This is a genomic window from Stenotrophomonas sp. Steno-C15, assembly GCF_056393265.1.
The window spans coordinates 68944-91493 of sequence record NZ_JBWJPF010000007.1 but is presented as its reverse complement, the minus strand read 5'-3'; the positions used below and the strand labels follow the sequence as shown (position 1 = coordinate 91493).

Below are 22550 nucleotides of genomic sequence, written 5' to 3'. Positions count from 1 at the left end.
CCCCTGTCAAATCAACGAAGCCAATGCGCCAAGACGGCAAGCACCAAACAAAGCGGCGCGCACGCCAGGAAGCCCGCTTTGGCCACCCAGCGCTCTGCGACCTGCTCAACCTTGCTCGCATAGAGCCGATCCTTGGTCCATGCGTCATACGCGGCGTCGTCTCTGACCGGAGGCCTGCGATCGGCGCGCAAGTAGTAGAAGGTGCGGCGGACGCCTTCGCTCAGGTGGCCCATGCCTAACGATTCAGGGCTGCCAAGGAACAAGCGCCCGTGCAGGTTCAGCCACTTTGAGCCGAAATGAAGTTTTCCGGGTTCCCGGTATTGCGTGAACAGCCACTTGAACATGCTTCCCCCTTGTTCGTGAGTAGGTCACTTCTTTCTAGATCGAATCCGCGGATGCGCAAGGGGGATCATTCGATGCCGGACTTCTTCGCCCAGGCGTCCAGGTCTGCGTTGGCTTTTTGCTGCCAGTCGTTCCTTGGGTCGGCGGCGGGTGCGGGGGCCTTCCTCGGCAAGGAGGCGGTCGCACGTTTCTGCGAAGGCTTGGGCTGGGTCGCAATCGGCGCTGACGCTTTCACATGGAGAGTGGCGTCCGGCTCTGGCTTCTCTATCGCAGGTTCTGGCTCGGCCTGCTCTGGAAGCACTGCTGGAGCAGGCGCAACCACGGGGGCTTCGACCACCTCGGACAACTGCTCGGGAGCGGCTGGAGTGGCAACCGGTGCCACGGGAGCCGGTGTGCTTGGAGGCGCCTGGTTGTTCTTCCCAAGCAAGAAGTAGATCGCCCCCGCGACCAATGCCACCGCCACCACACCGGCCAAGACCCAAGGCAAACGAGAGCGGGGGCTGGGTTGGATTGGAGTTACTGGCTGCTCTGGTGACGCGGCCTCCGGGAGCCGGTTGGACCCTTCAGGCACCGCGGAAACGGACAGGACTTCCACTGCGTCCTGCTGAGACAGATTGACCAAGGCTGCCGTATCTTCATTGCTCAACGCCTTGGCGTCCACCGAAGGGCCACCCAACCCATCTACAACCTGTGCGCCGTCTACTAATTCATCAACGTCCTCGCCAAGGTCACAAGGGACCCACATTCCCTTGTCACCCGCTCCCACGAGAACCGGTGCAGCTGCATCGGACGTCAGTTGCCTGACCAACATTTCCTGCTCCAGGGTGAGCGGAGCGTCTTGAGGCTTCTCTTCGACAGCACGATGTTCCTGGGCTCCTCGGGTGCGCTTTGCGTCCAGTTGCGCCTTGGCTTGCTTCGCCTTCTCTGCAGCGGCAGCAACGCCCTTCTGGGTCAACTCGGCAGTGCGCCTGCTGATCACCCCGGCCCAGTGACTGGCGGCTTTCAGGTTCTCTTTCATGCCGTCGGAAACCAGCCGCTCTTCTTGCGTGGGCGATGCGGTCGGGGTTGCGTTGGCACGCTTCAGCAATTCTTCGCGCTTGCGTTGCTGGATTCTTTCTTCTGGGGTCATGTCGGCTCCTGGGAATGGGGGGAAAGGAAGCCCGGGCATCGCAAGACACCCGGGCGATTGGCGTCAGCGGACGTCAGGCACCGGGGTAACGACGATCACGGGCTCACCGCTGCCGCAGCGGTCGTCCACCGTGACCTTGGACAGCGCGCCACGCTTGGCCAGCTCAACGATGGGCACCTGGCAGGCGGCCTTGTCGGCGCCTTGGAACACCACCGTCAACCCGTTGCTGGACTTGTTCAACAGACCCGCGAACTTGTCGAGGAAGGCCCGAGTGTCGCTGTCCAACCGCTTCATGTCGGTGGGGTTGTAGTTCAAGCGCAACGAATCCAGGACGGCTTCCTGCTTGCCATCCACGGTTTCGGTCTTGGTGACCACTTCGGCCTTCATGCCAGCCGCACGGGCGGCGTCGGCGGCCTGCTCGGCGTGCTCCCGCTGCTGCGCCACGTAGGACGCCGAAGCACCCACGGCAGCACCGGCGGCGCAAGCGCCCAAGGCCTTGTCTTTCTTGCCAGTGAGCAAGGCGATGGCTCCGCCGGCCACGCAACCGATGCCACCGGCTTTGAACAGACGCTTTTTGTCGGCCTTGGGCTTGCTATCGTCCTCCGCGGCATGGACCGCATCAGGGGCGGTCTGGGCGGAAACGTGAAGCGGCATGAACGCCGCCAGGCAGAGAGTGAGAGGAACGGAAAAACGTTTCATGGGATGGATCTCCTGCTGTGGGGGAAAGTTAGGTGCGTGGAGCAGTCATGGGTCCGGTTGCGGGCACCTTGGCCGCACCAGAACCTTTGGGAGAGGGTTGCGAGAGGGCCGCCGTCACCACCTTGCGAAGCGCTTCTTCGTAGCGCTGAATGGCGCTGTCCTGCTCCGCCTTCGTTTCGTCTCGCAGCCTCCGCAGGTCTTCCTGGAGCGCACTGCGGAACAGCGCGTTCTCTTCCCGCAGATCGTCGATGAGGCGCTCCAGCTGAGCGTTGGCGCTCTCCAGCACGCTCACCACCGACGTGGCGGTGTTGTGTCGCTCCAGCGCCTCTCGCATGTAAGCGCTGAACCCACTGCCCGATTCACGGGCAAGCCGCTGAGCAAGTTTCAGTTGCCCGCGGTCGAGGTTTACGTTTTGACGAACGAACGCCATTGTTCGAGTAACTCCGTTTTTTGGATTACTCCACCGATACCGCGAATCTCGGAGTTGGCAAGGCCCCACCGCAGGAGCCTGAAAAACAAGGGCCAAACGAGCTAACAAGCACTGACACTGTCTCCATTCGCTGGAGACACGGTCAGGCGTTGATTGCATTAAGGTTTCGGCAGGCGTGACGCCGATTCTTGGGCGAAAACCGCACTCCCACTTCAGTGCGTCATGTGTATGACGACTCTAGGGAACCGTCCGGGCTCCTGCTTCTCTGCCACTGCCGACACTGCTTCCACCCACGCTGAGCTCTTGCAGTTGCTTTTCGGCGGCCCCTTGCGTGTTGCCCCAGGTGCGCTATTGGTGGTCTACGCCCCCTCGCCCCACAGGACCACCGCCCACGCCATGCCCACGCAACGCTCCCGCTCTTCCGCCCCTCACGCCCACCGATGCCCCACCCCGGGAATCCGTGCAAAGTTTTTCAGCCCACCGTTTCGCATTGCCCCGGATCCCCAGGACAGGTTGCCCTCGCCCGCCCGCTGCACCGCCCCACGACACCCAAGCCACGCTGGGTTTAGTCAAACGTGTGCAGTGCCATTGGATACACCGACACCGTGTTTTCCGAATCATCCGTGGGCAGCCAAAGAACCACTGGAAGGAAGCCGCAAATCCCTCGCACCAATTCGTTTTAGTCAAACGAGGGTGCGCGCCATGGCCTCCATTCACCGCCATTGGCCATCAACGATCCGCCTGCTGTCGTTTCAGGAATGCTCTCATGAACACCGCTGACCTGGACGCGTTTGCCCGTCGCGTGCTGGCCTTCCATGGCGCCCGTGCGCCTGCCACCCCACGCTGGGCGCTGGACGTGGCCCGCCGTTCCGAAAGCCCTGTGTGCGCTTTCTGCACCGCCCCCTTGGACTTGGACCGTCGCCATTCGTGGGGGCTCTCACCGCTCGTTCCGTTGAGCCTAGCCGGCCCAAGGGACACCGAGAACCTGCGCATGGCTTGCAAGCGCTGCATCACCGAGCGGGGCACCCGTGACCTGTTGGCCTGGCCCGAGTTGAGCCAGCGGCTGCCACCAGAACCCCTGGACGCCCTGCTGGCCGACCGGCTGTTTGTCCTGCAGCGCTCCGACAACCACCTAGTCGAGGTGGGGCGCTTTGCCAAGCCAGCCACCGTCCTTGCCCAGCTCCAAGAGCGCTGGATGCACCCCCGGTTCGTCGTTCACGTCCAGAGGCATTCGGACGGCTGGATGCTGGGGTGGCCACTGGCCCACCGTGCCGATCTGACGCGAAACGACTTGGCCGCGCTCTTGCGCAACATGCACCAAGGCCAATGGCTGGAACACCCAGACGTGGTGGCCTTCCGGTTAACCGAGGATGTTTTTCAATCGGCGGCGTGGCAACTGATCGCCCTCCACGCCTTGGTCATCCCCCTGCCCCAAGGGAAAGCGCCCCCTCCCGATCGAACGTTTGAGAATCGGTGGATGGCCCGGTATCCAAGCCTGAGCCAGATCCGCCGGCGGCGACAGGGCGCGCACGAAACACCCTGGCCTAGCCAATGCAAAGGCCACGTCCCGACTTACAGCGACAAGCCCAACGCGGTTCGCATGCGGACCCAGCGCCGAGCCACACGAGAGGGGGAAACCAAGGCACAGTGGCTCAATGCCCGGCGCCGTCTATCGATCCGGGACGCTGGGGTGGCCAGTGGGACGTTGAGGCCATGGCTGCCTGGGGAACGGGCCGCGCTGCAGGCCGACGTGGACGATCTTGCGGCGGCTTGGTTGAAAGCCCGCAGGCGCCAGTCGAAAGGGCGCCCGGACACCAGGGATCCCTTACCATTGAGGCAAGCTCAGACAATCAATTGACCGACATGGACGAAAAGGATCAGGACAGGGAAAGCGACGGTAGGGCTAACCGGAGCCCGTCGAAGCCTCAGCGGCGAAAGAAGAAGTGGAAGGAGCAATTTAACAAGCCTTTCAGCAGCCTGTTCACCATTCGCGATAACGAAGATGGAAACCCGCCGGAGCTGGAGGAATACCTCGTTCGTCAACACCTGCAAAAAGGGCTGAGCCACCTCCGGATGAGCAGCCGTGATGTTAGGTCAGCGCTAAAGGTCTTGAGCTTGGGCGAGCTGAACCAACTTTGGAGCATGCGCGAAAAGAAACTCAAGTATGTGGAGGACGCCGCACTTCTGTTGGCGCACATCCGGCACCGGTCCGGGATTGACCTTCAGTTGCGCCCGGCATCAGAGCTTTTCAGTCACGATGTGATCCAAGCCCTCCAGGGCGTCCTTGAGGAGAGCGGGCGATTAAAAGTGGAAAAGCCACTGCCCCCCGCTCCTGATGCTGCCGCAGCAGAGGGGAAGCGAATGGAGCAGGTCCTCCGGGTGATTCGAGAGGGCCAGGCCGAGTTTCGCAAGCGCCTAGTCGCTCACTATGGAGCGGTGTGCATGGTCACCGGGACCGCCCTGGCCAGCGTCATCGACGCCGCTCACATCGTCCCTTACAACGGAGCTTCCACCAACGCTCTGAACAACGGCCTATTGCTACGAAAGGACATCCACGCACTGTTCGATGCAGGCCTGTTGACCATCGGGCCGGACTTGGTCGTTTACGTCAGCGCGGGGGTGGACGATCCGTTTTACCGTTCGTTGGACGGAAAGGAGCTCACGCTGGACGCCCCAGCCAAGATGTCCAAGGAGGCGTTGCGAAGGAGGGTGACTGAACAGGAGTCATCCAAGTTGAGCAACACGCCCCTACCGATGTGAGCGCCTGACTGGTCCCAGCTGTCTCAAGAGCTCATCAAATTCCCAAGATTTCTAACCACCTTCCCCGCTTCTCACTTCTAGGCTGACCGCTCACCCCGATCTCTTGGAAGGACAACACGATGAGCAACCGCAAGAAGACCCCAATGACCCAGGCTTCCCAGCGACGTATCCAAAGCGCGGTGGATCGCCAACCCAGCCCCTCCCCTCAACAACGGGCGTTCAAGGCCAAAGCAGCCTCAGTGGTTGCAAAGCGGAACGGCAAGTGAGCCATGGCGGCTTCGCCTCCCGGTGAGGGGAGCCGCTTCATCCGTTGCGTGTCGAAAACTGGCACCAGTAGGGCTGGACCCATGGGGTCTTAACCCGACCCTGGTTGCACAGAGCATTCCACCATTGGAGGTAGCGCTCACCGGCCAGCACTACTGCCTCCACACCCTGCTCTTCCACCCTCCCCCACGCTTGGGCGGCGACATAGAGACGTCGCATCGTCCATGACACGTCTTTCCCCGAAACGTGTCCGACGTGCGCGATTACCGATAGCACGTCCTCTTCTCGAAGCGCCTTGGTTCCATTGCGCCAACGCACCACCCAGGACTGGCCACCGGATTCGGGCGGGCCGCCCATGAGCACATCCTCAATCTCTCGGACCTTCGGCAAGCTCTCTGGCAGGTTACGCCCGGCCGCAGCAAGCGCCAGGGCGTAATAGATGTCCAAAAGTCGGTGCTGAACCCGCTTCCTCGCCCCACTTCCGGGCGCATCAATCAAAAGTGCCACCAAGCTGTTGATCTCACCCGCATTGGCCATCAGGGAAGTGGTGAGGTCGTGATCCATCTGAGCCAGTAGCAAGAGCAACGCATCCAAGCCTGGATCCAGCCGGCTATCCGGCTGCATAGCTCCCGCGGGCAGTCCAACCACTTCTGCTGCCGCTTTGACCACTGCCGCTGACATACTGTCCCTGGACAACCGCCCATGCAGGACGTGGGCGGAAACCTCGTCGAATGCAACCGCCAGTGCTTCCAGCCTATCTCCGCCTGCGATACCAAGCGTGTGGTGGAAGAAGTTACACGGGGGGAGCGTTGGATGTTCGGACAGAGCGCGTGCACCTCGCTCCATCGCACGGGCTTGGCGCTCCGCACACTCCGCCATCAGCTCAGCGTGGCTTTGCCGGACGTAAGCAACCAGGCCATCACAGACCTGCTGCCGCTTCTTAGGCCTGCGCGGAATCCCAGCCTCCCAAGTTTTGGCGGACACCTTAAAAATCTTGATTAACCGATCGGAAAGCATGCGCTTGTCTGCCCAGATTCCCGTCGAGTGAAGCAGCCAACCGGTCAGCGGTTGAGCCGTCATGCCGGGGACGCGCCAGGTTTTGGCCCAAATGGCGTGCTCTTGATCAGCAGTCAGAGGGCCAAGTGCCACGCTCAGTAGATCTTTCCGTTCTTGCTCATCCCCAGATTCCGCACCGCCACCCGGGCGGCCTTGCGGTCCTCCGCGTGCTCGTCCACCGGCGAGCTCACGATCAGCAGCGTCTTGTCCTTAATGAGCGACGCGGCCGCGTAGTCTGCCAGCGCCACCATCGCGGTGGTCAGCGCGACTTCACTGCCGGCGTCTTCCGAATCGTCAAAGCCGAACAGCTGGGCGATGTTCTCGCGGAGCTTCGGCGGGATCGTCACCATGGCCCGGTGGTGGCGCAGCCCGTCCTCCCGACGGCGGTAGTCGTGCAGCGTGACCGATCGGGGCATGACCATGTGAACCCGCTTGCCTCCCACGCTTCCCGCCTTCTGGCTGTCGTCGTAGTCAAAGTAGGACTTGCGCTCCGGGTAGTCGCCCGGCCCCAGCAACAGGTGCTCCGGGATGCGGGCGATCGGAAGGCCTGCCGCTTTGCTGGTCCGGCGAGCCTTGGCATGGGTCACGTCCTTGACGTCATCCAACGTGCGCTTGACGGCCTTCTTCGTGGCAGCCTTCTTGGCAGGAGCTTTGCGAGTGGCCATGGGTAGGTTTGGGAGGGAAACCAAAGGAAGCTCCATCATGCCGCAGCCCTCCGGCCTGCACCAGCGGCCAAGGTATCGCGCACCCGGACAGCCAGGGTGTGGATCTCCTCCTGGGCCACCCGGGCCCAGCGGCCGTTGGCGTCGAACACGGTCTTTCCCTCCTCGTAGCAGTCCGCAAACAACGCACGATCCCGCACCAGGACGGCACCCGACATCTTAGGGTGCTCCAGGCGGCGTCGATGGGCTGCCCGCTTCTCGTTGGCCCGGTTGGCGATGGGCAGGTAACGCTTTCCCTTCTTTTCAAGAACATCCACGGTTCGCAGAAAGATGAGAAAGCTGGCCCCATCGAGCAACGTGGGCACCAGGTAGAGATCGGCCTCGGGGATCACTTCGTTGTCCGGCAGGCGTGGTGGAGTGTCAGTGATCTCCACGTCGAAGCCCGGGGAGCGCGAGCGCCCGACACTGAACGGTGTTTCGTCCGACAGTGAGGCAAACGCACAGGCTCCGCCTTGGGGGTCCCGGTCGTTGACCAACACACGCAGGCTGGGGTCACGGGCATAGCACCCGGCAAGATTCAGGGCCAGCGTCGTGCGGCCGACGCCACCTTTGAGTGAGAAGTTGCACAGTCGCATAAGGCATCCTTTCGTGAGTAGATAGGGGTTCCTACCGAATCTACCCCGACGCCACCATTTCGCAAGTGCATGTTTTTGCAACCCTTTCGGGCCGTTCAGGCCTTGGATTCTTTTCTATTCTTCCAGCGAGACGACTGGACGACGGCAGTCCCACCGAATCGTGTGGGCGGTGTTTGACGCAGAGCAATGCAGATCGAACGGCTGAGAGGCCATCCATGCTTTGACAGACGGCGGCGCAGCGCCATGCAGTGCTTCAATGATCGTCCAGCGTTGCTTTGCCGGGCCGAACTCCGCAAACACGTCCGCCCCGGCTTCGGCCAGCATTCCGGCCATCTTGTCGTAGCACTGCCGTTCGTGCAGGTCATCCTGGTTTACGTGCCACGCCATGCAAGCGACGTGGAAAGCGGTTATTCCGTTGGGCCCCACCGGGTGGTCCAAGGACGGGAAAGCCGTTAGGCCCCTCCACGCCTTCAGACGTGCCTCGTGGATGGCCGCAATGGTTCTTTTCAAAGCCTGTGGGTTGCGGTGTTCGATGGCCTCCAGAAGCCGTTGAGCACGCCGGTCGGTGGTCATTTCCATTTCAGCTCCTTGCGCAGCTGGCGCTCGAAGTGGCGTTGCTCGCGCGCCAGGCGGGCTTGCCGGCGAAGCTTGCCTTCGGGCAGGAACGCGGGGACCGTGGGAGGGATGTGTGCGACGGAAAGGTCAGCGATGGGCCCGGCCGTGCGGATGGGGCTTTCAATCATGGCGGCGATCTCTTGGGTTGTTTGAAGCGATTACGTGAGTAGGTCACCCCACTCCCTTAACCTCATGGAAGCAGACCACCGAGCAATGTCAAGATGAAAAATCCAACTTTTTTTGACTAAAAACAGGGGCTTGCGGAATCCAAAGTGCATCGCATGCTGAATGCATGACGCACACGACCCGCCTCCGCTGTTCGCCCACCCTCACCCGCCTGTCCAAAGGCGTGCGCAGCGCGCTGGGCTTCACCCTCACCGAGGCCTTACTGGCGCTGGGCGTTGTGACTGCCGCCACGGGCGCGATGTTCCTGTTCTTCGGGCAGGTCGATGCAAAGGCCAAGCTCGCTAGCGAGACGCGCAACCTGCGCGAGCTGTCCCGTCGTATCGAGAGCAGCTTTGGGGTGGTGGGACCGTTCCGCGGGGTGAGCACCACCGCCGTGGTGGTCGATGGCCTGGCCCCCGAATCCCAACTCGGCGTCGGGGAAAGCGTCTTGACCAACGCGTGGGGCGGCGCGGTGAACGTTCAGCCTTACACCGTTGATCGCTTTGGTGATTCGTTCTCCGTGAGCTACGCCGGCCTTCCTCGCCAAGCGTGCGTGGACCTGGTCGCGGCCAACGCGGGCGGGGTGTGGGACGCTCAGGTATCGGACGTGTCGGTGATTCGAAACACCGGCGGCCGGCTCGACGTGGGATTACTGGGCCGCACCTGCGCTGACAAATCGCGCGTGGTCTTCGTCTACCACAGCGGGTTGTTGGCGGGCGAATGGACCGGGGCGCCGCTGGTGTTGCCACCCGCCACGCCCTCGGTCACCCCGCCCGTTTCTCCGCCGGTGGGAACCCCGGTGGGGCCCGTAGGACCAGTCGCGCCTTCCACGCCGGTGTCGCCCCCAACCGCCCCGCCACCAAGCGTTCCGCCCACGACGCCCCCACCGGTCACGCCGCCCGCTCCCTCGGTGAGCGTGACGCCTCCGGCCCCGCCCACGTCACCGCCCACCGCGCCACCACCGCCGACAAGCACGGTGCCGCCGTGTCAGGAGTGGAGCGAGAACCGGACGATCGCCTGCCCCTCGGGCCAGGTGGGCCAGATGATCCAGAACCGCCGTCACCACTGCGGAACCGACCCGAACGTTTACGAAGCGTGGGCGGGATTCACGACGGCCGGCAGTTGGACCACGACCAGCAGCACCTGCGCACCGTGCCCTGCTCCCGAAACGCGCAACGTGGGATGCCCTGCCGGTCAGTTTGGCGCGATCGGCCAGCAGCGGATCTTCTCATGCACGGGCACCGGCTCGTGGAACGCCTGGACGCAAACCAACACCACCTGCACGGCTTGCCCAGCGCCTTTCCCACAAGCCGAAACCCAGTGGGTCACCACGGCGGCCGCTTGCCCGGCGGGCCAGAGTGGATCGCACACATGGCAGACCGAACAGCGGCGGACGAGAACCGGGTCATACAACTGCCCGGCCACCACGTGGTCGCTGCCCAGCCCGTCATTCACGTCATGGACCGCCTGGGCGGACACTGGCGGTCGGAGGGACGAGACAAACACCTGCGCCCCGGTGGGCCAAGCGTGTTTGACCGAAAGCAACAGCGGCACGCTGGACGCCAGCGACGCCTACTACAGCATCTCTTACTCCTTGGCCGGGTCTTGGGGCGGCTGTTCGGCCAGCCGCCGCGACAATGGAGTGCGGGGGTCTGGCGACTGCAGCGCAGGCGCCAACGGTGTGTTGGCCCAGTCCCAATGGGCCGCCCAAGCGCAGCTAGGGGATACGTATATCGAAAGCGGCTCGCAAAGCGGGTGGGAATCAGGGATGGGAGAATTCTGGGGCTGGGACGAATACCGGTGGGAGAAGCGCACCAGCTGCACGTCCACCGGTTCCTACGAGGTGCTCAGCGACTGGGGGTCTGGCAACTCCACCCCCTACGGCTGCCGAGGCGGGCTGCGCGAAGACGCCGCTCCAGCGGAAGCGAGGGCGTTCTGTTCAGGCCAGCACGTGGGACGATGGACGGACATCTCCTACTGCTCCGATTCGGCCTCTCACACTTACTACGGCACCCTCACCATTCGCTGCATCTGATCGGAAGGCGGGGCACCGGGCTCAAGCGCCGAAGGCGAATCACCTACCCGCCCAGGGTGCTTTTCAGAAGGCAGGTGGCTTGGCCACCTGCGGCGGCTTCTGGGCTCTTCGATGTTGTGCCTCGAAGTCAAACCCCAGCCAAGGTTTTCCACATCGCCTTGCCCTGGGCTTCGTGAACCGATGCGTATTGCTGTGGATCCCAGCTGGTCCCGGTCAGCAGCAGCCCCAGCTCTGCCACGGTGGCTTGGCAACGATCACCAAAAGCCAAGACCTCATTGAACGTCAACCCAAGCGTGTTGATGTCAAAGGCGCCGGGCTCCTCGTCCAACTTTCGCATTTCCAGGTGGGCGTGGTGCTTGTCCCGTAGGGTCTTGATTTTCGCTGCCACGGGATCAGCCGAAAGGATCACCATTTCATTGGAGACCTTTTCCCAGCCATTATCGAAGCGCGAGTAATTTTCGTCCCGATCGCTCTGTCTGAACTTCTCCTGGAAAACAGCCGAGCTTTCGGGCGGCAGGTCACTGATCGGTTCGTCGTGGAAGTGATCGAACATGCGCCCGTAGCGCTCCCGGTAGTGCTCCTTGATCGCGGGATCTGCTTGAAGCTTTCGCCAGAGGTTGGTCAAGCTACCGGACCGCGAATCGTTATCCAGAAAAAGCCGTGACTGATCGCGCACCAGGTCTTGTCCAAGAAGCGGCGCCAGGTGGTTCCAGGCATTGGCACCCGGCGTATTGTCCAGCTTGGTTTTCAGCCCTGCCTGGATCTCGGGATCTTGAATGAGTGGGGACAAAATGTGCCGGCGCTCGTCGAGGATGTGGCACTCCTGCGTGAGCACCCGAACGAATCCATCGATTTGGCGAATACGTTGTTCCAGTTCCTCAGGCTTCATTCTTGCTCCGCCTCCAGCGGCACCTGCTGGAAACGCACCTGCAGCCGCTTGATGAGCGCACGGGTTTCCGCGTTCGGAGCGCGCGTGGACACCAGCACCGCCTCCCCGTTGGGCACGTGGCGGATGGCCTTCTGCTCGGCCCGGAGAACGGCGCGGTATTTCACCGCTTGATAGACGCCTCGCTGGAGTTCGTCCTCCGAGCACTTGCTGGTTTTAACTTCCACCGCCAGGCGATGTCTTCCGTTATCGAAATGCGCGTCCAATCGGTCACCCGAGCTCAACAACTTCTCGTTGCTCCCCATGGGGAAGCACCCAAAGTCCACGAACTCTTCGGGATGGCTGGCCACCCACGCCTTCAACGCTTTGTGCTCGTCGCTCTCTGGCCGCCCCCCCTCCTGGACTTTAGGAAGGGGAAGAGGCGCATCCGCTGCCACCTCTTCAACCGCCCCGGCGGACGGGGTCAGCATGGTGGCTCCCAGAGCGCGGGCGACCCGGTCCCAATTGGGATAGGTGAAAACGTCTTCCATCGCCTCTCGCAAGTGCGCGCGGCGCTCTTCCTCGGTGTCCAGCTTCTTGCCCGCGAAGTAGGCCGGCGAAATCGTTATAGCACCCTCGCCAGGGTGTTTCGTGTTCTTGTTGACGACGATTGCGTGGAGGGGCGGGATGGGTTCCTTCCACTGCTCGCTGAGCCACCGCAGGGCCTGGGCCACTCCCCCGGCGACGGTGCCGTAGAGGTCTTTGCGGGGTTTGATCTCGTGTCCGAAGGTGTCGTGCAGCTCTTGGGCCAGGTCGCTGTAGGAATGAGCTTCGCCCTCCTGCGCCCACCGGATGAGGATGGGCAGCGCGTCCGGGATAACCCGGCTCCGCCAGGGTGTGCGTGCAAACTCCACCTTCGACCAATCGAACTTTTCCATCCCCTACTCCTCCCTTGTCGTCCCGCCATGGTAGCGGCGGGACCAGCACGGGAAAACGATGAGGGCCGGTTTTCCGGCCCCCCTTTCTCAATCCTCGTTGGGCAGCATGACGGTGACCACCGGCTCTAGGGCGTCCCCGGGCCCACACAGTGCTTTCAAGGTGACAAGGCGGTGCGTGGACCGCGTCAGGCCAGACCCGGCCTCCGGGTGGGCTTCGTTCGACAACCAGTCGCCGGCATCCGGCAAGGCCACGTGGAGTTGGAACTGGAGCTCCGAGCCGTTGCCTTGCTGCCGCTTGATGGCCACATGGAGCATGAAAAGCACGTCCCAAAGCCGGCCGTCCACCGACTGGCCGCGCAGTTCCAACCCTCTGGGCACTTCGACGTAGCGCGTCCATGCAGCACGGGTGATGGCCACGGGCAACTTGAAGCCGGCTTCCTTAGCCACGTCGGACACGTCCACCAAGACGCCATCCTCGATCGCCTGGGCGCGGGTGTAGGAATGGATGAGATCAGAAGGTTCGAACATGCGCAGTTCCTCTTGTCAGTGATGGCCCGCCCAGGGCATCCGGTCGGGATGTCCTGGAATGGGAAACCCACTGCCCCACCGACAGGCGCGGTCAAGGGAGGAAATGGAAGGGCTGGCGCGGCCCGCAGCGGAGCGAGGACACGGGCCCTGGAATGACCCTTGACCGGAGAGCCGGGCGATGGGGCCGCGCGCAGCGCATGAAGCTTGATGACGTGCCGTGAACGGCACACCGACTGGCCCTCAATCGGTCCGCCTGAATCCTCCAAAGAAGCGCTGCCACCAGGACCGGGAAACCGCTTGCGGGCTCTCTGGCAATGGAAACGTCCTGTCCCAGTCCAACTCGACTGGATCGCCGCCACTGGTGCGCACGAAGCCATGGGCCTTCAATGCCTCAATGGCGACGCTGGACGTCGCATAGCACCGTGCGAAGACCCTACTTTCTCCCGGTGAACTTGCCAACGCGTGGCGCACCAATGCCTTGAAGCAACCATGCCGGATGAACTCTGGTCGCGTGCCGGCGAGATGGAGCTCGTAGCCTTCGCGATCATGCATGCAGATCAGAAACGCCGCCGGCTGACCCTCCCAGGTCGCAACCCTCACCTCGCCGTCCACCCTGCAAACCTCCGGTCGATTGTGTCGCAGCTTCACCATCGTCAAGAAGCCGACATGAAGCAGCCCTTCCACCAACGGAACCGCTTGGGCGCTGAGGGTTTCGCGGAAATGCCCTTGCCGCGCTCCGTCGCGAAGCAGCGCAGCTATCCATGCGGCATCTTCTGCAACACCGGAACGAATGGAAATGGTCATACGTATGAACAAACCTCGGGAACGTTGTTCATCCAACCACTCTGCGCCGCGGACGCTTGAGCGGTGAGCGGGCCCAAACCTCGGATGAAGCGAAGAGACGCAAGTTGGACATCGTCTTGGGGCCAATACGGGCCATCCGGCGAGAACAAGAAGTGATCGCCCTGCAGGGCCCCGCAGGTGGTGCAATGGTGGGCCAGGTAGGTTTGCCCGGACGTTCGAGTAGTGGCGAAGCGAAGCCAAGGGGCGTGACCGGCAACGAACGCAGCGGCCTCCTCGTTCAAGCGCTCGATGTAGCGCAACACAGCGCCCTCCCCCTGATCTGCCATACCTTCGTCGTCGTGCTCCTCGAACGAGGGCACCCAGACCGCGGCGGTGGGAGTGGGGGCATGACAGAAATGGCAGCCGGCCTGACCGAGCAGCAGGCCGTAGGCTGGGGCCCGGAGAAGGATCTGGCCAGGATTGACTGAAGCATGATTGCTCATCTTCCTATTGTGCCCGTCAGAGCATCGGTTGTTGAGGGGATGCCCCCTCAACAACCTCAATGGATTGCATCAATCTTTCGCAAACCTGGCTTCCATGGCCGCCATCGTTTCAACTACGTCCTTTTCCGTGATGTCTTTTAGGAGACGATCTCTAACCGAATCACTCCCCTCATCGGTCATACCAAGCTCCGCCGCGTATGTGGCAATCGATGAACTGATCTTGGAATTATTCCCATCATTGTCCTCCACAATCTTTATCAACCCATCGAGTGCTGTCGGCGGATCGCCCTGGCCACCTAATGCAGCGTAGAGGCCTGCAACATACTCCAGATACTTCTCGGGAAAATTCCCAATCTTGTCTGGTTTGTGACCATGGCCTGCGTGCCCGAAAGGTGGCTCGTAAGAATGCTCCTCGCCCATCTTCAAAAATGTGTGAGCAAAGGAGTCACCGTAAGCATGAATCATCAAGCCTGTCCGCCAATCAGGATCGCCCCGCTGGATGGCCTCCGTGATGAGCTGCTTCAGGTCCTCACGCCTCTTCCTCACTTGCTCCTGTTTCCCTCCATGAATGGAGTGGAGAACCCTCATGAGGTCAAGCTCATACGTCTTCCAGAGAGATCTCCAGGCTGCACTGACGGCCGTGTATTTTTTATTGGCGTCGGGCACCTGGCAGCCCCAGGCGAGCTCCAGGGAACGCGGTGTTGGCATGCCGACCAATCTCGCCACAACGAAGGTTGTATAAAGGTGTCCGTCGATCTCATAGAGGACATGCGCGGCACCGCTTGGCGACAAGATGTTCTTCTGCATAGTTCTTCCCCCGATTGTCAGCTCGCCCCAGTGGCAATGAGCTGATGCCTAGTTATATCGGAAGCTCGTCCATATTCTCCAGCCTTCGCTGCATCCAGCCCCTCTGCCTGTATTCGTCCCGGCTGAGCAGCTTGGACACCCCCAACCACTGCACCAGGTGGTAGTGCGCGATCGTTCGTGGGTAGCGCTGAATCCCCTCGTGCAACAGTTTGGGCAGGTAACACACAGAGCCATCGTGTCGCTCATAAGCGTAATAGCGGTGACGTGCGGCACGCGGGGCCATGGTGTTTCCCTCAGTGAGCCCAGAGGGCGCGGTCGATACAGCTTTCAAGGCACCGGGCCAACCAAACGCTGAAAGGAAGGGCGATGGGGGCGGCGATGGCGAGGAGAGAAAGGGTCATGTCGGCGGTTCCAGTCGGTGGAAAGCACTGCGCCTTCCATACATTCAAGGTAGATCGCCTCATGAAAATGTCCATTGCTGCAATGGATCTTTTCAAGACTAAAATCAAATAATGCGCATTTTCACGCAAATATTCCTAACATCGAATCCGCGCCGAAGGCGTTGCTACCTTTCTTCCATCGAGTGCTTTTCAGATCGCCGGTCGCGAAGCGGCCGGTGGCGGCGTTGTGCAGTTGCTATTGCTTAAAGACGCGGTCGGATTATCGTCGGCGTGCCGGCCACGGTCACCAGCCTGTCCTGCAACACGTCCTGCCGCAGTTCGGCTTCCACTTTCTCCACTACCTCGGGCATTGCATCGCGCAATGTGCCCGTCCGCCAGAACGGGCTGGCGCGGTGCGCGGTGCCGGCAAGCTTCATCAGCAGACGCGCCGTCTGTCCGTGCGCCCCCGCTCCATCGTATGCTCACTGGACAGGTAGTCCGACGCGAGATTTTCCAGCGGCCGTTCAATCCAGAAGTTACGCGCGTGCGGTTCCGCCCCCGCCTAGATCAAGGCTTCAACGATGCGGGGCCAAGCCAGAGCGGAATGAGGGCCGGACCCTCGTTCTCGCGCCAGGCGTTGGGACTCGACCCCTCCCGGAGGGCCTGCAGCACGCCTACTAGGTTTCCCTGGCTACACGCGGATCAGTTCCTCACTAAGACAGCCGAGCGGTGACAGGGTGCGATCAATGACGACCATGGCGCTTCCTCAACGTGCCACGGATGATCTGACGCAGCACTTCGCCGCGGGTCAGGCCTAGGGTCGTCGCCAGCACTTCTATGCCTTCTACGATGTGGCGCCTAGCCACCATTTGGGGCAATCGATCGGTCTTGCTATCGCCCATCCGCTTGCTGGACAGCGGGAAAGGCTGGATGAAGTAGAGCGACAGGATTTGCCGCACGGCTTCGTTGAACGGGATGCCGTGCTTCCCGGCCAACCGGCGGATCTCGTCGGCATCGTGGGCGTTGACGAAGGAAGTCGGTAAGCGCCCCATGGGGTTATCCAGGCGGGGGTTGCGCAGGGACAGCATCACCAGTTACAGGCGCACGCGCTGACGGGGAGCTTCCAGGGCGGCCGCCGGATCTGGAGCTTGGTTCGGTGCCTCTTGGCGCGGGTTCCACACCTGCCCACCGATGATCATGCTCGGACCACCTGCAGCAGGAAGAATCTGCGAAAGCCTGGCTTGCTTCGCCATGGCGTTGAGCGCACGCGCGGTGCCCTCCTCCATGCTCTTGGCTTCGTAGATCACCTGCCCCTTCAAGTGACCCTGCGCTTCGTCCACGAGGGCGGCAAGGGTTCGACCGAACTTTGACTTTCGCCCTTGGTTGCGAGCATCGACATCCCAACGCTCGATCACTTCGAACGCCTTCTCATGGCGGTGGCCAGACCTGTTGAGCTCGCCAAGCGCCGCTTCAGCGTCCTTCACATCGAAGCGAATGGCGGAGAGTTTAACGGGGTGCATGTAGTGCCCACCCCCACTCGACGCAGCTTCAGTGATAGCGACCGCTTGGTTTCCGTCGCTGACGAGGTGATGGATTTTCATGTTGATTTCCTTGATGGTTTCGGACGGCGTGATTGCCTATCCACGATTTCAAGGTAGATCGCCATGCGATTTTGTCCATGCGATTAACGGATCTATTCTTGACTAAAGTTAAAAACTGCGATTTTCGGAAGCAAACATTCCTAACAACGTTTCTCGCGCCGAAGGCGTCATCTGCTCTTTTCCCACCACCGCTTTTACAGGAGCCGGCGCGAAGCGACCGGCGGTGGCTCTGGGCTTTGTTCTTTGAAAAAAAAAGGCCCCCTCGCGGGGGCCCCAAAGGACATGGACTGATCTTACAGGCTGGTGGAGCGCCAGAGATTGCCTACGACGCCACCTGCGATCAGCGCCACGGGCAGGAGTGCCATCAGAGCCATCGGAGGCACGTAGGTGAAGAAGTTTCGCTCGCCTTCGTCCAAGCCCGGGTAGAGCAGGCCCACGGCAACGCTGGCCAGCTGCAGGGCAACGACGAAGAACATGCCCGTCATGGCGCCCTTTCCGAAGCCGCCCTTGCGAGGCGAGACCAGTAGCCCGCTTGCCATTGCCGCGCGCACGCGGGCCGCGCGCCAGTTCAACACGTAGAGCAGGAGCAGCAAGAGCAGCACGGCTGCCCCACCAGCAGCAGCCACGCCGGCTTGCCAGCCGTAACGCACGTTTTGGCCGATCTCTTGGGCTCCGGCAAGAAACAGCAGGCCTGCACCACCGAGGATGACGGTGGCCGGTGCCAGCAAGCCCCACTGCATGTGACCGCCGGGGGTGTGGTGAGCGTTGTAAGACATGGGGCCTCCTTGAACTGGTGTTCCTCAATGCATAGCGCGATTCCGCGCCTTGGCAAGGTCAGCCCTTCTTCTGGGCTCCGACCGGCACCCAGCCTGTGGGTTGCTTCTCAAAGACGAAGTCGTAAGCCGACGGCACGGGAACGGGATCGGGCTTCAACTGCTGCCCGCCCTGGAACCCGACCACGTCCAGCGTTCCACCGGTCACGCACGTGGCCCGCTGGGGACCACTGGACGAGCAATCCGCCGTGAGGTCCTTCCAACCCCGAACCTCAATTCGTTGGCCCATTTCGCTGGAAAGGTTGGCGTTGGCGTGCTCCTCGTAAGCGTGGGCGACTTGTTCGATGGTGGGAAGATCAGCTTTGCTGCTGCAGGCAGCCAACCCTGCGGTGATCAGGGCGAGGGAAACGAGGGTTGCTTTCATGCCGGAGCTCCTTGCGTTTTGGTCAAATCAACGTCGATCGTTTCGTCTCGGTATCCAAGTCGAACCTTCTCTATCGTCACGTCCATCTTTGGCACCGTTCCCTCCACCCAGACTCGGTTGACGGAGAACACCACCAGATCGTCTCGGTGGCTGCGACCTTGTCGCGCCAGGTTGGCAGCCTCTTGGGCGTCCATTCGGACCAGCAGGTGGAAGCGGCCGGCATTGGGTGGGCTGGACACCCCCGTGGAGGTGCGGTGGACCCACGGCACAAAGCCTTTGCCCGTGACGCTTTGTCCCGCCGCGGACACCTGAGGCATCGGGATGAACCCTTCCAGCACCCCACGGTCGGCTCGGTAGGCGACATCGCCCAGGGCTTGGAACGTGGGACGAACGGCAAACCGTCGGATGGCCTTGAAGCGCTGCAGGCGCGCGTCGAAAGCCGGGCCATAACGGCGCTCGATGGCAGCCGGATCATCGCCTGAGATGCCGTTGGCGCCCTGGGCCTTCGTGTCCATCAGCCACCACTGCCTCAGGCACCATTGGCGCTTGTCGGCGTCGATGCGATACGACGAATGGGCCATGGCGAGCAGCTGCATGTCGCAGGTGTCCACGCCCCCGCCCCCGACAGCCGTCATCCCGGCCCGCAGGTGCTGAGCCCCTTCCAAGACCTCCTGATCCAGATCCCAATAGGTCCCTGCCGGCTCAAGGTAAGGGCTCCGCGACCTATCGCTGACCACCTTGGGCGTGCCTTGGACCGCTCGGCCGATTTGGCGAAGCAGATCCGATTCGGCCCGGGCCTGCTCAGCGGTGCACCAAAAGATTGCAACAGCCCCCGCTACGCACAGCATCTTCTTCATGCTCCTACCCCTGTCGGATGCACATTCCTATTTGCCATTTTGGCAAATGCAAGCGATGCTTGGAAGCATCACACTGGCGGGCCGATCCATGCGTTCAGCTTCGACCGATGCCAGCCCCGCTTCCTGTGTCCACTACCTACGGCCGCCGCCTCCGTGAGGCTCGCCTGGCCCGAGGGCTGAGCCAGGCGGATCTCGGGGCGGTTTTGGGATTGGAAGACCAGAACTCTGCGGCACCGCGCATTTCTCGCTATGAGAGAGGGGAGCGCATGCCCGACGAAGCAACCATGGAACGCTTGGCCGAGGAACTGGGACTGCCAGTGGCCTATTTCCACGCCGCGTCCGACGTGCTGGCGGAAGTGATCTTGGTGGTCTCCCGGCTCCCACCCGAACGCCAGCGTGAATTGCTGGCGCGGGTGAGAACCTACGCGGAATCTTTAGAGCTTTCGGAACGGGAAACCAAGTCGTAGCCCTGTCCCCGCCAGGGGTAGATCAGGGCTGTTGGACGACTGCCCTTTACTTCTTACCGTAGATTTCCCAGAGTTCCTCGCCGACCTTCAGAGTGCCCTTTGCCCAATCTGGCAACAGGTCACCCAAAGCCTCACGGAAGCTTCCAGAAATTGAGTGCGTGGCGTCGCCCGCTCGCTTCCCTGGCCCAATCCACCGGCGAATCCATTCTTTCCTGCCGTTAGGCTCGCTGGGCGGAGAGGAGCCAACAACTCTGAGAGCATGGCGCTGCAGCGCGATAACCGCATCAACCTCAGTGCGGAGCGCCCTAGCCAGAGCCGGAGCATCCTCCCTTTCATCCAATGCAGATGCCAACGCCCGAAGGAAATTATCCGAGGCGAGCGCAGCCTCTGTTGCCTCTACCCACACCTTCCCATAGCGCTGAACTTCGTCCGGCAATCGCACCACCCTGAGCCGTGACAACTGCACCCCGTTTCGAAAAAGTTCCTCAAGCTTTTCCTCCCAGCTCATTTCCTCAAGCGGTGTTGTGTTTGCTTCTTCGCTCATAACCGTCCTTTCCTTGGGGGGTGGATCGTTATACCAATCGGCCGGAGGCACGGGTAGCTTGAGCATCCCATCGCATTAGGGCCGCTACTTAAACGTCTCCACGCCGCAGCTAGCTCTCATGGCGGCGCTGAAGCGGCGAGTTCTGCGACCTCCTTGGGTGCCAATGGCCAACAATGCAAAGATCGGTCCTATTGACACCGATTCTGGAAGGCTTCAAGATCGGTTCCGTCAAGACCATTTCAAGACTAAGGCTATGCAGACAGCAGTCACCACGTCGCGCGCAGCGGCAATCATAGGCATTGGATATGAGGGACTTCGGAGCTACCTAAAGCGAGGACTGCTGGGTAAAAGTGGACTGATGCCCCCATTGGTTTCGAAGGATTCGCCTGCCCCAGACCAGAGTGCGGTTCGCGCCTCTTGGAAGCGCTTTGGATTCACAGACCTCTGCCTCATGCGTTTGGCAAAACAGCTGGTCGATATGGGACTGAGCTTTGATCAGGCCAACTCCATCGTTTCGAACGAAGAAATGCGTGCGCTTTTCAGGGAAGGCAGTGCCACCACAGACGCCGTGGTCATGTGCTGGCCACCTTTTCAGGAATACATGGTCTTCGTGGGTGAGGAACGACGATACCTAGCCGATCACTTGGCACAGGCGAACGGAACTGCTCTTGTGATCGAACTGAAGGCTATTGCCCAGACCGTCACGTCGAAGCTCAAGGAAACCCGGAATGAGGGAGTTTCGGCTCTTTAGGGCGAACGGCCTGCGTTCTCCGCCTGTTTTCCGTCAACGATTGAGACAACAGCAGGCGAACGAGTTCGCTGACGTGCATTCCCTCCCGGTCAGCCACCTGCTCCAACAGGTCTTTCAGCTCCTGTGGCACGCGAACGGCCATCTGCACGTAAGGTGGCCGGCTCACGTGGACAGCCTCGCCAGGGTGAGCACCCACGCCAACGCCAAACCGGCCAGGATTTGGGCACGCAAGCGGTAACGCACACGAAGCGCCCCGCTGGCGTGGCGGGCATTGACCCAATGGATACCGGCCAGGCCCAGGACAGCGGCTAGGAACGCTGCAGCCAACATGGCGGCCAGCACCGCGCCCACGGTGGTCATGCCAGCGCTCCGGCCATGGCGGCCAGGACGAACCACTGTCCAGCGATGAGGCCGTAGCCGACGAGCAATCCCTCCAAGCCCGCCCAGCGCTGGCCCGGGGTGCGCAGCAGCGCCGCGCTGTCGTTGAGCAAGGACCACCCGGAGAGAATGGACAGCCACTCAAAGTCAATGGTCGTAGCGGTCATAGATCGAGCCCTCCCCTCCAGCGGAATTGATGGTGGAGGGCAACATGACCTCCTCGTTTTTCACGCGTCCGAACACGCTGGCAAACACGTCCTTAAGCGAGGTGCTTTGGGCCGCGTCCCGTTCGGCTTGGCGCGCATACTCGTCCAGCCCAGACGGGAACACCTGGCGTGCGCCGTTGACGGCGCCGCGCAACCCGCTGGCGTTGGGCATGCTCGCCCCAAAGGTGCGGTTCCACGTGTCGGAAAACCGGTCCAAGCCGTCCATGCCCATGAACAGCAATCGCGCCAGCACCAAGGCAACCACGGCGTTGACGACCAGCCGCTTCGTCAGTCTGAATCCAATGAACATCTCTCCCCCTTTGTATTTCGTTGGTCGGTGTCAGACGAACGCATCGCGAACGTCATACGTTTGGGATACACCTGCACGAAAAACCCGCAAGGGGATCGCTTTGACTAAAGACAAAAACCGGGAGAAAAGCCCGGTTTTGAGGGAGTAAAACGTAGGGGCTCAATGCCCCTTCAGGTGAACCACCCGCGATCGACGCGGTCCAGATCGTGGTCTTCGCCGAATGTGAGGGCAGCCTCTTTGGGCCCCAAGTCGGCGTAGCGGGCCAGCTCGGTGTCGGTGAGCCCGGCGTCCTGGATGGTGAGGGCGAAGTGCGCTTGCAGAGCGGCGTTGAAGGCGTTAATCCACTGGGCATTGACGGTCGTCATGGGTGTTCTCCCTGAGGAAATGAAAGGGGCCCCGAAGGGCCTCGTGGGCTCAATCTTCCTTCGGCTCGGGCAGACGCAGGACCACCACACCGTTCACCGGCACCGCGTTGAGGACGAGGCGGTAACCCTTGCCGTCCTGGTGCGGCCAGGCAGCGCCGATCTTCGACCAGTTGCTGCGCTTCTCGCCCTGGACTTCGTATTCCTCCACCAGAAAGGCGTCGAGGCGGTCGGTGGCGGGCTGGGGGTTCTTCTTGGCCATGGTGTTGCTCCGTTGGGTT

Annotated in this window: 33 protein-coding genes; 6 read left to right on the top strand and 27 right to left on the bottom strand. The window is 61.7% G+C overall.

Annotated features, from left to right (window positions below):
* Positions 1-11 precede the first annotated feature (11 nt).
* The 4 genes from AC06FB_RS08050 to AC06FB_RS08035 form a co-directional block, all read right to left on the bottom strand.
* Positions 12-344 (bottom strand): hypothetical protein, encoded by a 333-nt coding sequence (locus AC06FB_RS08050; protein ID WP_478053561.1) that lies wholly within the window; start codon positions 342-344, stop codon positions 12-14.
* Between the two features lie 65 nt (positions 345-409).
* On the bottom strand, positions 410-1471 hold the full coding sequence (locus AC06FB_RS08045) for a hypothetical protein (RefSeq protein WP_478053560.1): 1062 nt from the start codon (positions 1469-1471) through the stop codon (positions 410-412).
* Positions 1472-1534: 63 nt separating this feature from the next.
* Entirely contained in the window at positions 1535-2170 is a 636-nt protein-coding gene (locus AC06FB_RS08040) for a hypothetical protein (protein WP_046272102.1), read from the bottom strand.
* Between the two features lie 28 nt (positions 2171-2198).
* Positions 2199-2600 (bottom strand): hypothetical protein, encoded by a 402-nt coding sequence (locus tag AC06FB_RS08035; protein WP_046272103.1) that lies wholly within the window; start codon positions 2598-2600, stop codon positions 2199-2201.
* Positions 2601-3366: 766 nt separating this feature from the next.
* On the opposite strand from AC06FB_RS08035, the gene AC06FB_RS08030 reads away from it, so the two are divergent.
* From AC06FB_RS08030 to AC06FB_RS08020, 3 genes are all read left to right on the top strand, one after another.
* Entirely contained in the window at positions 3367-4458 is a 1092-nt protein-coding gene (locus tag AC06FB_RS08030) for a hypothetical protein (protein ID WP_369969232.1), read from the top strand.
* A gap of 5 nt (positions 4459-4463) precedes the next feature.
* Positions 4464-5360: an HNH endonuclease gene (locus AC06FB_RS08025; RefSeq protein WP_478053559.1), complete on the top strand. Its 897-nt coding sequence runs from the start codon at positions 4464-4466 to the stop codon at positions 5358-5360.
* Positions 5361-5479: 119 nt separating this feature from the next.
* Positions 5480-5626: a hypothetical protein gene (locus AC06FB_RS08020; RefSeq protein ID WP_369969234.1), complete on the top strand. Its 147-nt coding sequence runs from the start codon at positions 5480-5482 to the stop codon at positions 5624-5626.
* A gap of 37 nt (positions 5627-5663) precedes the next feature.
* Here AC06FB_RS08020 and AC06FB_RS08015 read toward each other — a convergent pair whose 3' ends face one another.
* The 5 genes from AC06FB_RS08015 to AC06FB_RS07995 form a co-directional block, all read right to left on the bottom strand.
* On the bottom strand, positions 5664-6773 hold the full coding sequence (locus tag AC06FB_RS08015; protein WP_478053558.1) for a hypothetical protein: 1110 nt from the start codon (positions 6771-6773) through the stop codon (positions 5664-5666).
* Positions 6774-6775: 2 nt separating this feature from the next.
* Complete coding sequence (locus AC06FB_RS08010) at positions 6776-7345, bottom strand: hypothetical protein (RefSeq protein ID WP_369969236.1); 570 nt, start codon at positions 7343-7345, stop codon at positions 6776-6778.
* Positions 7346-7380: 35 nt separating this feature from the next.
* Entirely contained in the window at positions 7381-7977 is a 597-nt protein-coding gene (locus AC06FB_RS08005; protein ID WP_478053557.1) for an AAA family ATPase, read from the bottom strand.
* A gap of 114 nt (positions 7978-8091) precedes the next feature.
* Positions 8092-8556 carry a hypothetical protein gene (locus tag AC06FB_RS08000; RefSeq protein WP_369969237.1) on the bottom strand — a complete coding sequence of 155 codons (465 nt, stop codon included), beginning with the start codon at positions 8554-8556 and terminating at the stop codon, positions 8092-8094.
* Positions 8547-8720, bottom strand: a complete 174-nt coding sequence (locus tag AC06FB_RS07995) for a hypothetical protein (protein WP_369969238.1) — start codon at positions 8718-8720, stop codon at positions 8547-8549. The genes AC06FB_RS08000 and AC06FB_RS07995 overlap by 10 nt, the downstream gene beginning before the upstream one ends.
* A gap of 164 nt (positions 8721-8884) precedes the next feature.
* On the opposite strand from AC06FB_RS07995, the gene AC06FB_RS07990 reads away from it, so the two are divergent.
* Positions 8885-10792: a type 4 pilus major pilin gene (locus AC06FB_RS07990; protein WP_478053556.1), complete on the top strand. Its 1908-nt coding sequence runs from the start codon at positions 8885-8887 to the stop codon at positions 10790-10792.
* Positions 10793-10919: 127 nt separating this feature from the next.
* Here the strand turns inward: AC06FB_RS07990 and AC06FB_RS07985 are convergent, their stop codons facing one another.
* The 12 genes from AC06FB_RS07985 to AC06FB_RS07930 all read right to left on the bottom strand — a co-directional run bounded on the left by AC06FB_RS07985 (position 10920) and on the right by AC06FB_RS07930 (position 19251).
* Complete coding sequence (locus tag AC06FB_RS07985; RefSeq protein WP_369969240.1) at positions 10920-11681, bottom strand: AbiU2 domain-containing protein; 762 nt, start codon at positions 11679-11681, stop codon at positions 10920-10922.
* Positions 11678-12595, bottom strand: coding sequence for a hypothetical protein (locus AC06FB_RS07980; protein WP_478053555.1), 918 nt, complete (start codon positions 12593-12595; stop codon positions 11678-11680). The genes AC06FB_RS07985 and AC06FB_RS07980 overlap by 4 nt, the downstream gene beginning before the upstream one ends.
* 87 nt (positions 12596-12682) lie before the next feature.
* On the bottom strand, positions 12683-13123 hold the full coding sequence (locus AC06FB_RS07975; RefSeq protein WP_369969243.1) for a DUF6573 family protein: 441 nt from the start codon (positions 13121-13123) through the stop codon (positions 12683-12685).
* A 240-nt stretch (positions 13124-13363) separates the two neighbouring features.
* Positions 13364-13927 carry a GNAT family N-acetyltransferase gene (locus AC06FB_RS07970; RefSeq protein WP_369969244.1) on the bottom strand — a complete coding sequence of 188 codons (564 nt, stop codon included), beginning with the start codon at positions 13925-13927 and terminating at the stop codon, positions 13364-13366.
* Positions 13924-14409: a hypothetical protein gene (locus AC06FB_RS07965; RefSeq protein WP_369969245.1), complete on the bottom strand. Its 486-nt coding sequence runs from the start codon at positions 14407-14409 to the stop codon at positions 13924-13926. Before AC06FB_RS07965 ends, AC06FB_RS07970 begins: the two co-directional genes overlap by 4 nt.
* Before the next feature lie 69 nt (positions 14410-14478).
* Positions 14479-15216 (bottom strand): hypothetical protein, encoded by a 738-nt coding sequence (locus tag AC06FB_RS07960; RefSeq protein ID WP_478053554.1) that lies wholly within the window; start codon positions 15214-15216, stop codon positions 14479-14481.
* A 643-nt stretch (positions 15217-15859) separates the two neighbouring features.
* On the bottom strand, positions 15860-16033 hold the full coding sequence (locus tag AC06FB_RS07955; RefSeq protein ID WP_369969247.1) for a hypothetical protein: 174 nt from the start codon (positions 16031-16033) through the stop codon (positions 15860-15862).
* 306 nt (positions 16034-16339) lie between these two features.
* Positions 16340-16684, bottom strand: a complete 345-nt coding sequence (locus AC06FB_RS07950) for a hypothetical protein (RefSeq protein WP_369969248.1) — start codon at positions 16682-16684, stop codon at positions 16340-16342.
* 6 nt (positions 16685-16690) lie between these two features.
* Positions 16691-17197, bottom strand: a complete 507-nt coding sequence (locus AC06FB_RS07945; protein ID WP_369969249.1) for a hypothetical protein — start codon at positions 17195-17197, stop codon at positions 16691-16693.
* 293 nt (positions 17198-17490) lie between these two features.
* Complete coding sequence (locus AC06FB_RS07940) at positions 17491-17973, bottom strand: ABC transporter permease (protein ID WP_369969250.1); 483 nt, start codon at positions 17971-17973, stop codon at positions 17491-17493.
* Between the two features lie 58 nt (positions 17974-18031).
* Positions 18032-18394 carry a hypothetical protein gene (locus AC06FB_RS07935; RefSeq protein ID WP_369969251.1) on the bottom strand — a complete coding sequence of 121 codons (363 nt, stop codon included), beginning with the start codon at positions 18392-18394 and terminating at the stop codon, positions 18032-18034.
* Entirely contained in the window at positions 18391-19251 is an 861-nt protein-coding gene (locus AC06FB_RS07930; RefSeq protein WP_369969252.1) for a hypothetical protein, read from the bottom strand. Before AC06FB_RS07930 ends, AC06FB_RS07935 begins: the two co-directional genes overlap by 4 nt.
* Positions 19252-19268: 17 nt before the next feature.
* Between AC06FB_RS07930 and AC06FB_RS07925 the strand changes: the two genes are divergently transcribed.
* Positions 19269-19718 carry a helix-turn-helix domain-containing protein gene (locus tag AC06FB_RS07925; RefSeq protein WP_478053553.1) on the top strand — a complete coding sequence of 150 codons (450 nt, stop codon included), beginning with the start codon at positions 19269-19271 and terminating at the stop codon, positions 19716-19718.
* 46 nt (positions 19719-19764) lie between these two features.
* On the opposite strand, the gene AC06FB_RS07920 is transcribed toward AC06FB_RS07925, so the two are convergent.
* Positions 19765-20262, bottom strand: a complete 498-nt coding sequence (locus AC06FB_RS07920) for a hypothetical protein (RefSeq protein WP_369969253.1) — start codon at positions 20260-20262, stop codon at positions 19765-19767.
* A 118-nt stretch (positions 20263-20380) separates the two neighbouring features.
* Here AC06FB_RS07920 and AC06FB_RS07915 point away from each other — a divergent pair, with 118 nt between their 5' ends.
* Positions 20381-21013 (top strand): hypothetical protein, encoded by a 633-nt coding sequence (locus tag AC06FB_RS07915; protein ID WP_369969254.1) that lies wholly within the window; start codon positions 20381-20383, stop codon positions 21011-21013.
* 162 nt (positions 21014-21175) lie between these two features.
* On the opposite strand, the gene AC06FB_RS07910 is transcribed toward AC06FB_RS07915, so the two are convergent.
* The 5 genes from AC06FB_RS07910 to AC06FB_RS07890 all read right to left on the bottom strand — a co-directional run bounded on the left by AC06FB_RS07910 (position 21176) and on the right by AC06FB_RS07890 (position 22531).
* Complete coding sequence (locus tag AC06FB_RS07910; protein WP_049419577.1) at positions 21176-21373, bottom strand: hypothetical protein; 198 nt, start codon at positions 21371-21373, stop codon at positions 21176-21178.
* Entirely contained in the window at positions 21370-21558 is a 189-nt protein-coding gene (locus AC06FB_RS07905; protein WP_369969255.1) for a hypothetical protein, read from the bottom strand. The genes AC06FB_RS07910 and AC06FB_RS07905 overlap by 4 nt, the downstream gene beginning before the upstream one ends.
* Positions 21539-21907: a hypothetical protein gene (locus AC06FB_RS07900; RefSeq protein ID WP_369969256.1), complete on the bottom strand. Its 369-nt coding sequence runs from the start codon at positions 21905-21907 to the stop codon at positions 21539-21541. The genes AC06FB_RS07905 and AC06FB_RS07900 overlap by 20 nt, the downstream gene beginning before the upstream one ends.
* Positions 21908-22077: 170 nt before the next feature.
* Complete coding sequence (locus AC06FB_RS07895) at positions 22078-22272, bottom strand: hypothetical protein (RefSeq protein ID WP_369969257.1); 195 nt, start codon at positions 22270-22272, stop codon at positions 22078-22080.
* Between the two features lie 49 nt (positions 22273-22321).
* Positions 22322-22531: a hypothetical protein gene (locus AC06FB_RS07890; RefSeq protein ID WP_054172074.1), complete on the bottom strand. Its 210-nt coding sequence runs from the start codon at positions 22529-22531 to the stop codon at positions 22322-22324.
* Positions 22532-22550 lie beyond the last annotated feature (19 nt).

Excerpts from the sequence above, each read along its gene's own strand:
- AC06FB_RS08050 (WP_478053561.1), bottom strand. The coding sequence starts at position 344 with ATGTTCAAGTGGCTGTTCACGCAATACCGGGAACCCGGAAAACTTCAT.
- AC06FB_RS08045 (WP_478053560.1), bottom strand. The coding sequence starts at position 1,471 with ATGACCCCAGAAGAAAGAATCCAGCAACGCAAGCGCGAAGAATTGCTG.
- AC06FB_RS08040 (WP_046272102.1), bottom strand. The coding sequence starts at position 2,170 with ATGAAACGTTTTTCCGTTCCTCTCACTCTCTGCCTGGCGGCGTTCATG.
- AC06FB_RS08035 (WP_046272103.1), bottom strand. The coding sequence starts at position 2,600 with ATGGCGTTCGTTCGTCAAAACGTAAACCTCGACCGCGGGCAACTGAAA.
- AC06FB_RS08030 (WP_369969232.1), top strand. The coding sequence starts at position 3,367 with ATGAACACCGCTGACCTGGACGCGTTTGCCCGTCGCGTGCTGGCCTTC.
- AC06FB_RS08025 (WP_478053559.1), top strand. The coding sequence starts at position 4,464 with ATGGACGAAAAGGATCAGGACAGGGAAAGCGACGGTAGGGCTAACCGG.
- AC06FB_RS08020 (WP_369969234.1), top strand. The coding sequence starts at position 5,480 with ATGAGCAACCGCAAGAAGACCCCAATGACCCAGGCTTCCCAGCGACGT.
- AC06FB_RS08010 (WP_369969236.1), bottom strand. The coding sequence starts at position 7,345 with ATGGCCACTCGCAAAGCTCCTGCCAAGAAGGCTGCCACGAAGAAGGCC.
- AC06FB_RS08005 (WP_478053557.1), bottom strand. The coding sequence starts at position 7,977 with ATGCGACTGTGCAACTTCTCACTCAAAGGTGGCGTCGGCCGCACGACG.
- AC06FB_RS08000 (WP_369969237.1), bottom strand. The coding sequence starts at position 8,556 with ATGGAAATGACCACCGACCGGCGTGCTCAACGGCTTCTGGAGGCCATC.
- AC06FB_RS07995 (WP_369969238.1), bottom strand. The coding sequence starts at position 8,720 with ATGATTGAAAGCCCCATCCGCACGGCCGGGCCCATCGCTGACCTTTCC.
- AC06FB_RS07990 (WP_478053556.1), top strand. The coding sequence starts at position 8,885 with ATGACGCACACGACCCGCCTCCGCTGTTCGCCCACCCTCACCCGCCTG.
- AC06FB_RS07985 (WP_369969240.1), bottom strand. The coding sequence starts at position 11,681 with ATGAAGCCTGAGGAACTGGAACAACGTATTCGCCAAATCGATGGATTC.
- AC06FB_RS07980 (WP_478053555.1), bottom strand. The coding sequence starts at position 12,595 with ATGGAAAAGTTCGATTGGTCGAAGGTGGAGTTTGCACGCACACCCTGG.
- AC06FB_RS07975 (WP_369969243.1), bottom strand. The coding sequence starts at position 13,123 with ATGTTCGAACCTTCTGATCTCATCCATTCCTACACCCGCGCCCAGGCG.
- AC06FB_RS07970 (WP_369969244.1), bottom strand. The coding sequence starts at position 13,927 with ATGACCATTTCCATTCGTTCCGGTGTTGCAGAAGATGCCGCATGGATA.
- AC06FB_RS07965 (WP_369969245.1), bottom strand. The coding sequence starts at position 14,409 with ATGAGCAATCATGCTTCAGTCAATCCTGGCCAGATCCTTCTCCGGGCC.
- AC06FB_RS07960 (WP_478053554.1), bottom strand. The coding sequence starts at position 15,216 with ATGCAGAAGAACATCTTGTCGCCAAGCGGTGCCGCGCATGTCCTCTAT.
- AC06FB_RS07955 (WP_369969247.1), bottom strand. The coding sequence starts at position 16,033 with ATGAAGCTTGCCGGCACCGCGCACCGCGCCAGCCCGTTCTGGCGGACG.
- AC06FB_RS07950 (WP_369969248.1), bottom strand. The coding sequence starts at position 16,684 with ATGCTGTCCCTGCGCAACCCCCGCCTGGATAACCCCATGGGGCGCTTA.
- AC06FB_RS07945 (WP_369969249.1), bottom strand. The coding sequence starts at position 17,197 with ATGAAAATCCATCACCTCGTCAGCGACGGAAACCAAGCGGTCGCTATC.
- AC06FB_RS07940 (WP_369969250.1), bottom strand. The coding sequence starts at position 17,973 with ATGTCTTACAACGCTCACCACACCCCCGGCGGTCACATGCAGTGGGGC.
- AC06FB_RS07935 (WP_369969251.1), bottom strand. The coding sequence starts at position 18,394 with ATGAAAGCAACCCTCGTTTCCCTCGCCCTGATCACCGCAGGGTTGGCT.
- AC06FB_RS07930 (WP_369969252.1), bottom strand. The coding sequence starts at position 19,251 with ATGAAGAAGATGCTGTGCGTAGCGGGGGCTGTTGCAATCTTTTGGTGC.
- AC06FB_RS07925 (WP_478053553.1), top strand. The coding sequence starts at position 19,269 with ATGCACATTCCTATTTGCCATTTTGGCAAATGCAAGCGATGCTTGGAA.
- AC06FB_RS07920 (WP_369969253.1), bottom strand. The coding sequence starts at position 20,262 with ATGAGCGAAGAAGCAAACACAACACCGCTTGAGGAAATGAGCTGGGAG.
- AC06FB_RS07915 (WP_369969254.1), top strand. The coding sequence starts at position 20,381 with ATGGCGGCGCTGAAGCGGCGAGTTCTGCGACCTCCTTGGGTGCCAATG.
- AC06FB_RS07910 (WP_049419577.1), bottom strand. The coding sequence starts at position 21,373 with ATGACCACCGTGGGCGCGGTGCTGGCCGCCATGTTGGCTGCAGCGTTC.
- AC06FB_RS07905 (WP_369969255.1), bottom strand. The coding sequence starts at position 21,558 with ATGACCGCTACGACCATTGACTTTGAGTGGCTGTCCATTCTCTCCGGG.
- AC06FB_RS07900 (WP_369969256.1), bottom strand. The coding sequence starts at position 21,907 with ATGTTCATTGGATTCAGACTGACGAAGCGGCTGGTCGTCAACGCCGTG.
- AC06FB_RS07895 (WP_369969257.1), bottom strand. The coding sequence starts at position 22,272 with ATGACGACCGTCAATGCCCAGTGGATTAACGCCTTCAACGCCGCTCTG.
- AC06FB_RS07890 (WP_054172074.1), bottom strand. The coding sequence starts at position 22,531 with ATGGCCAAGAAGAACCCCCAGCCCGCCACCGACCGCCTCGACGCCTTT.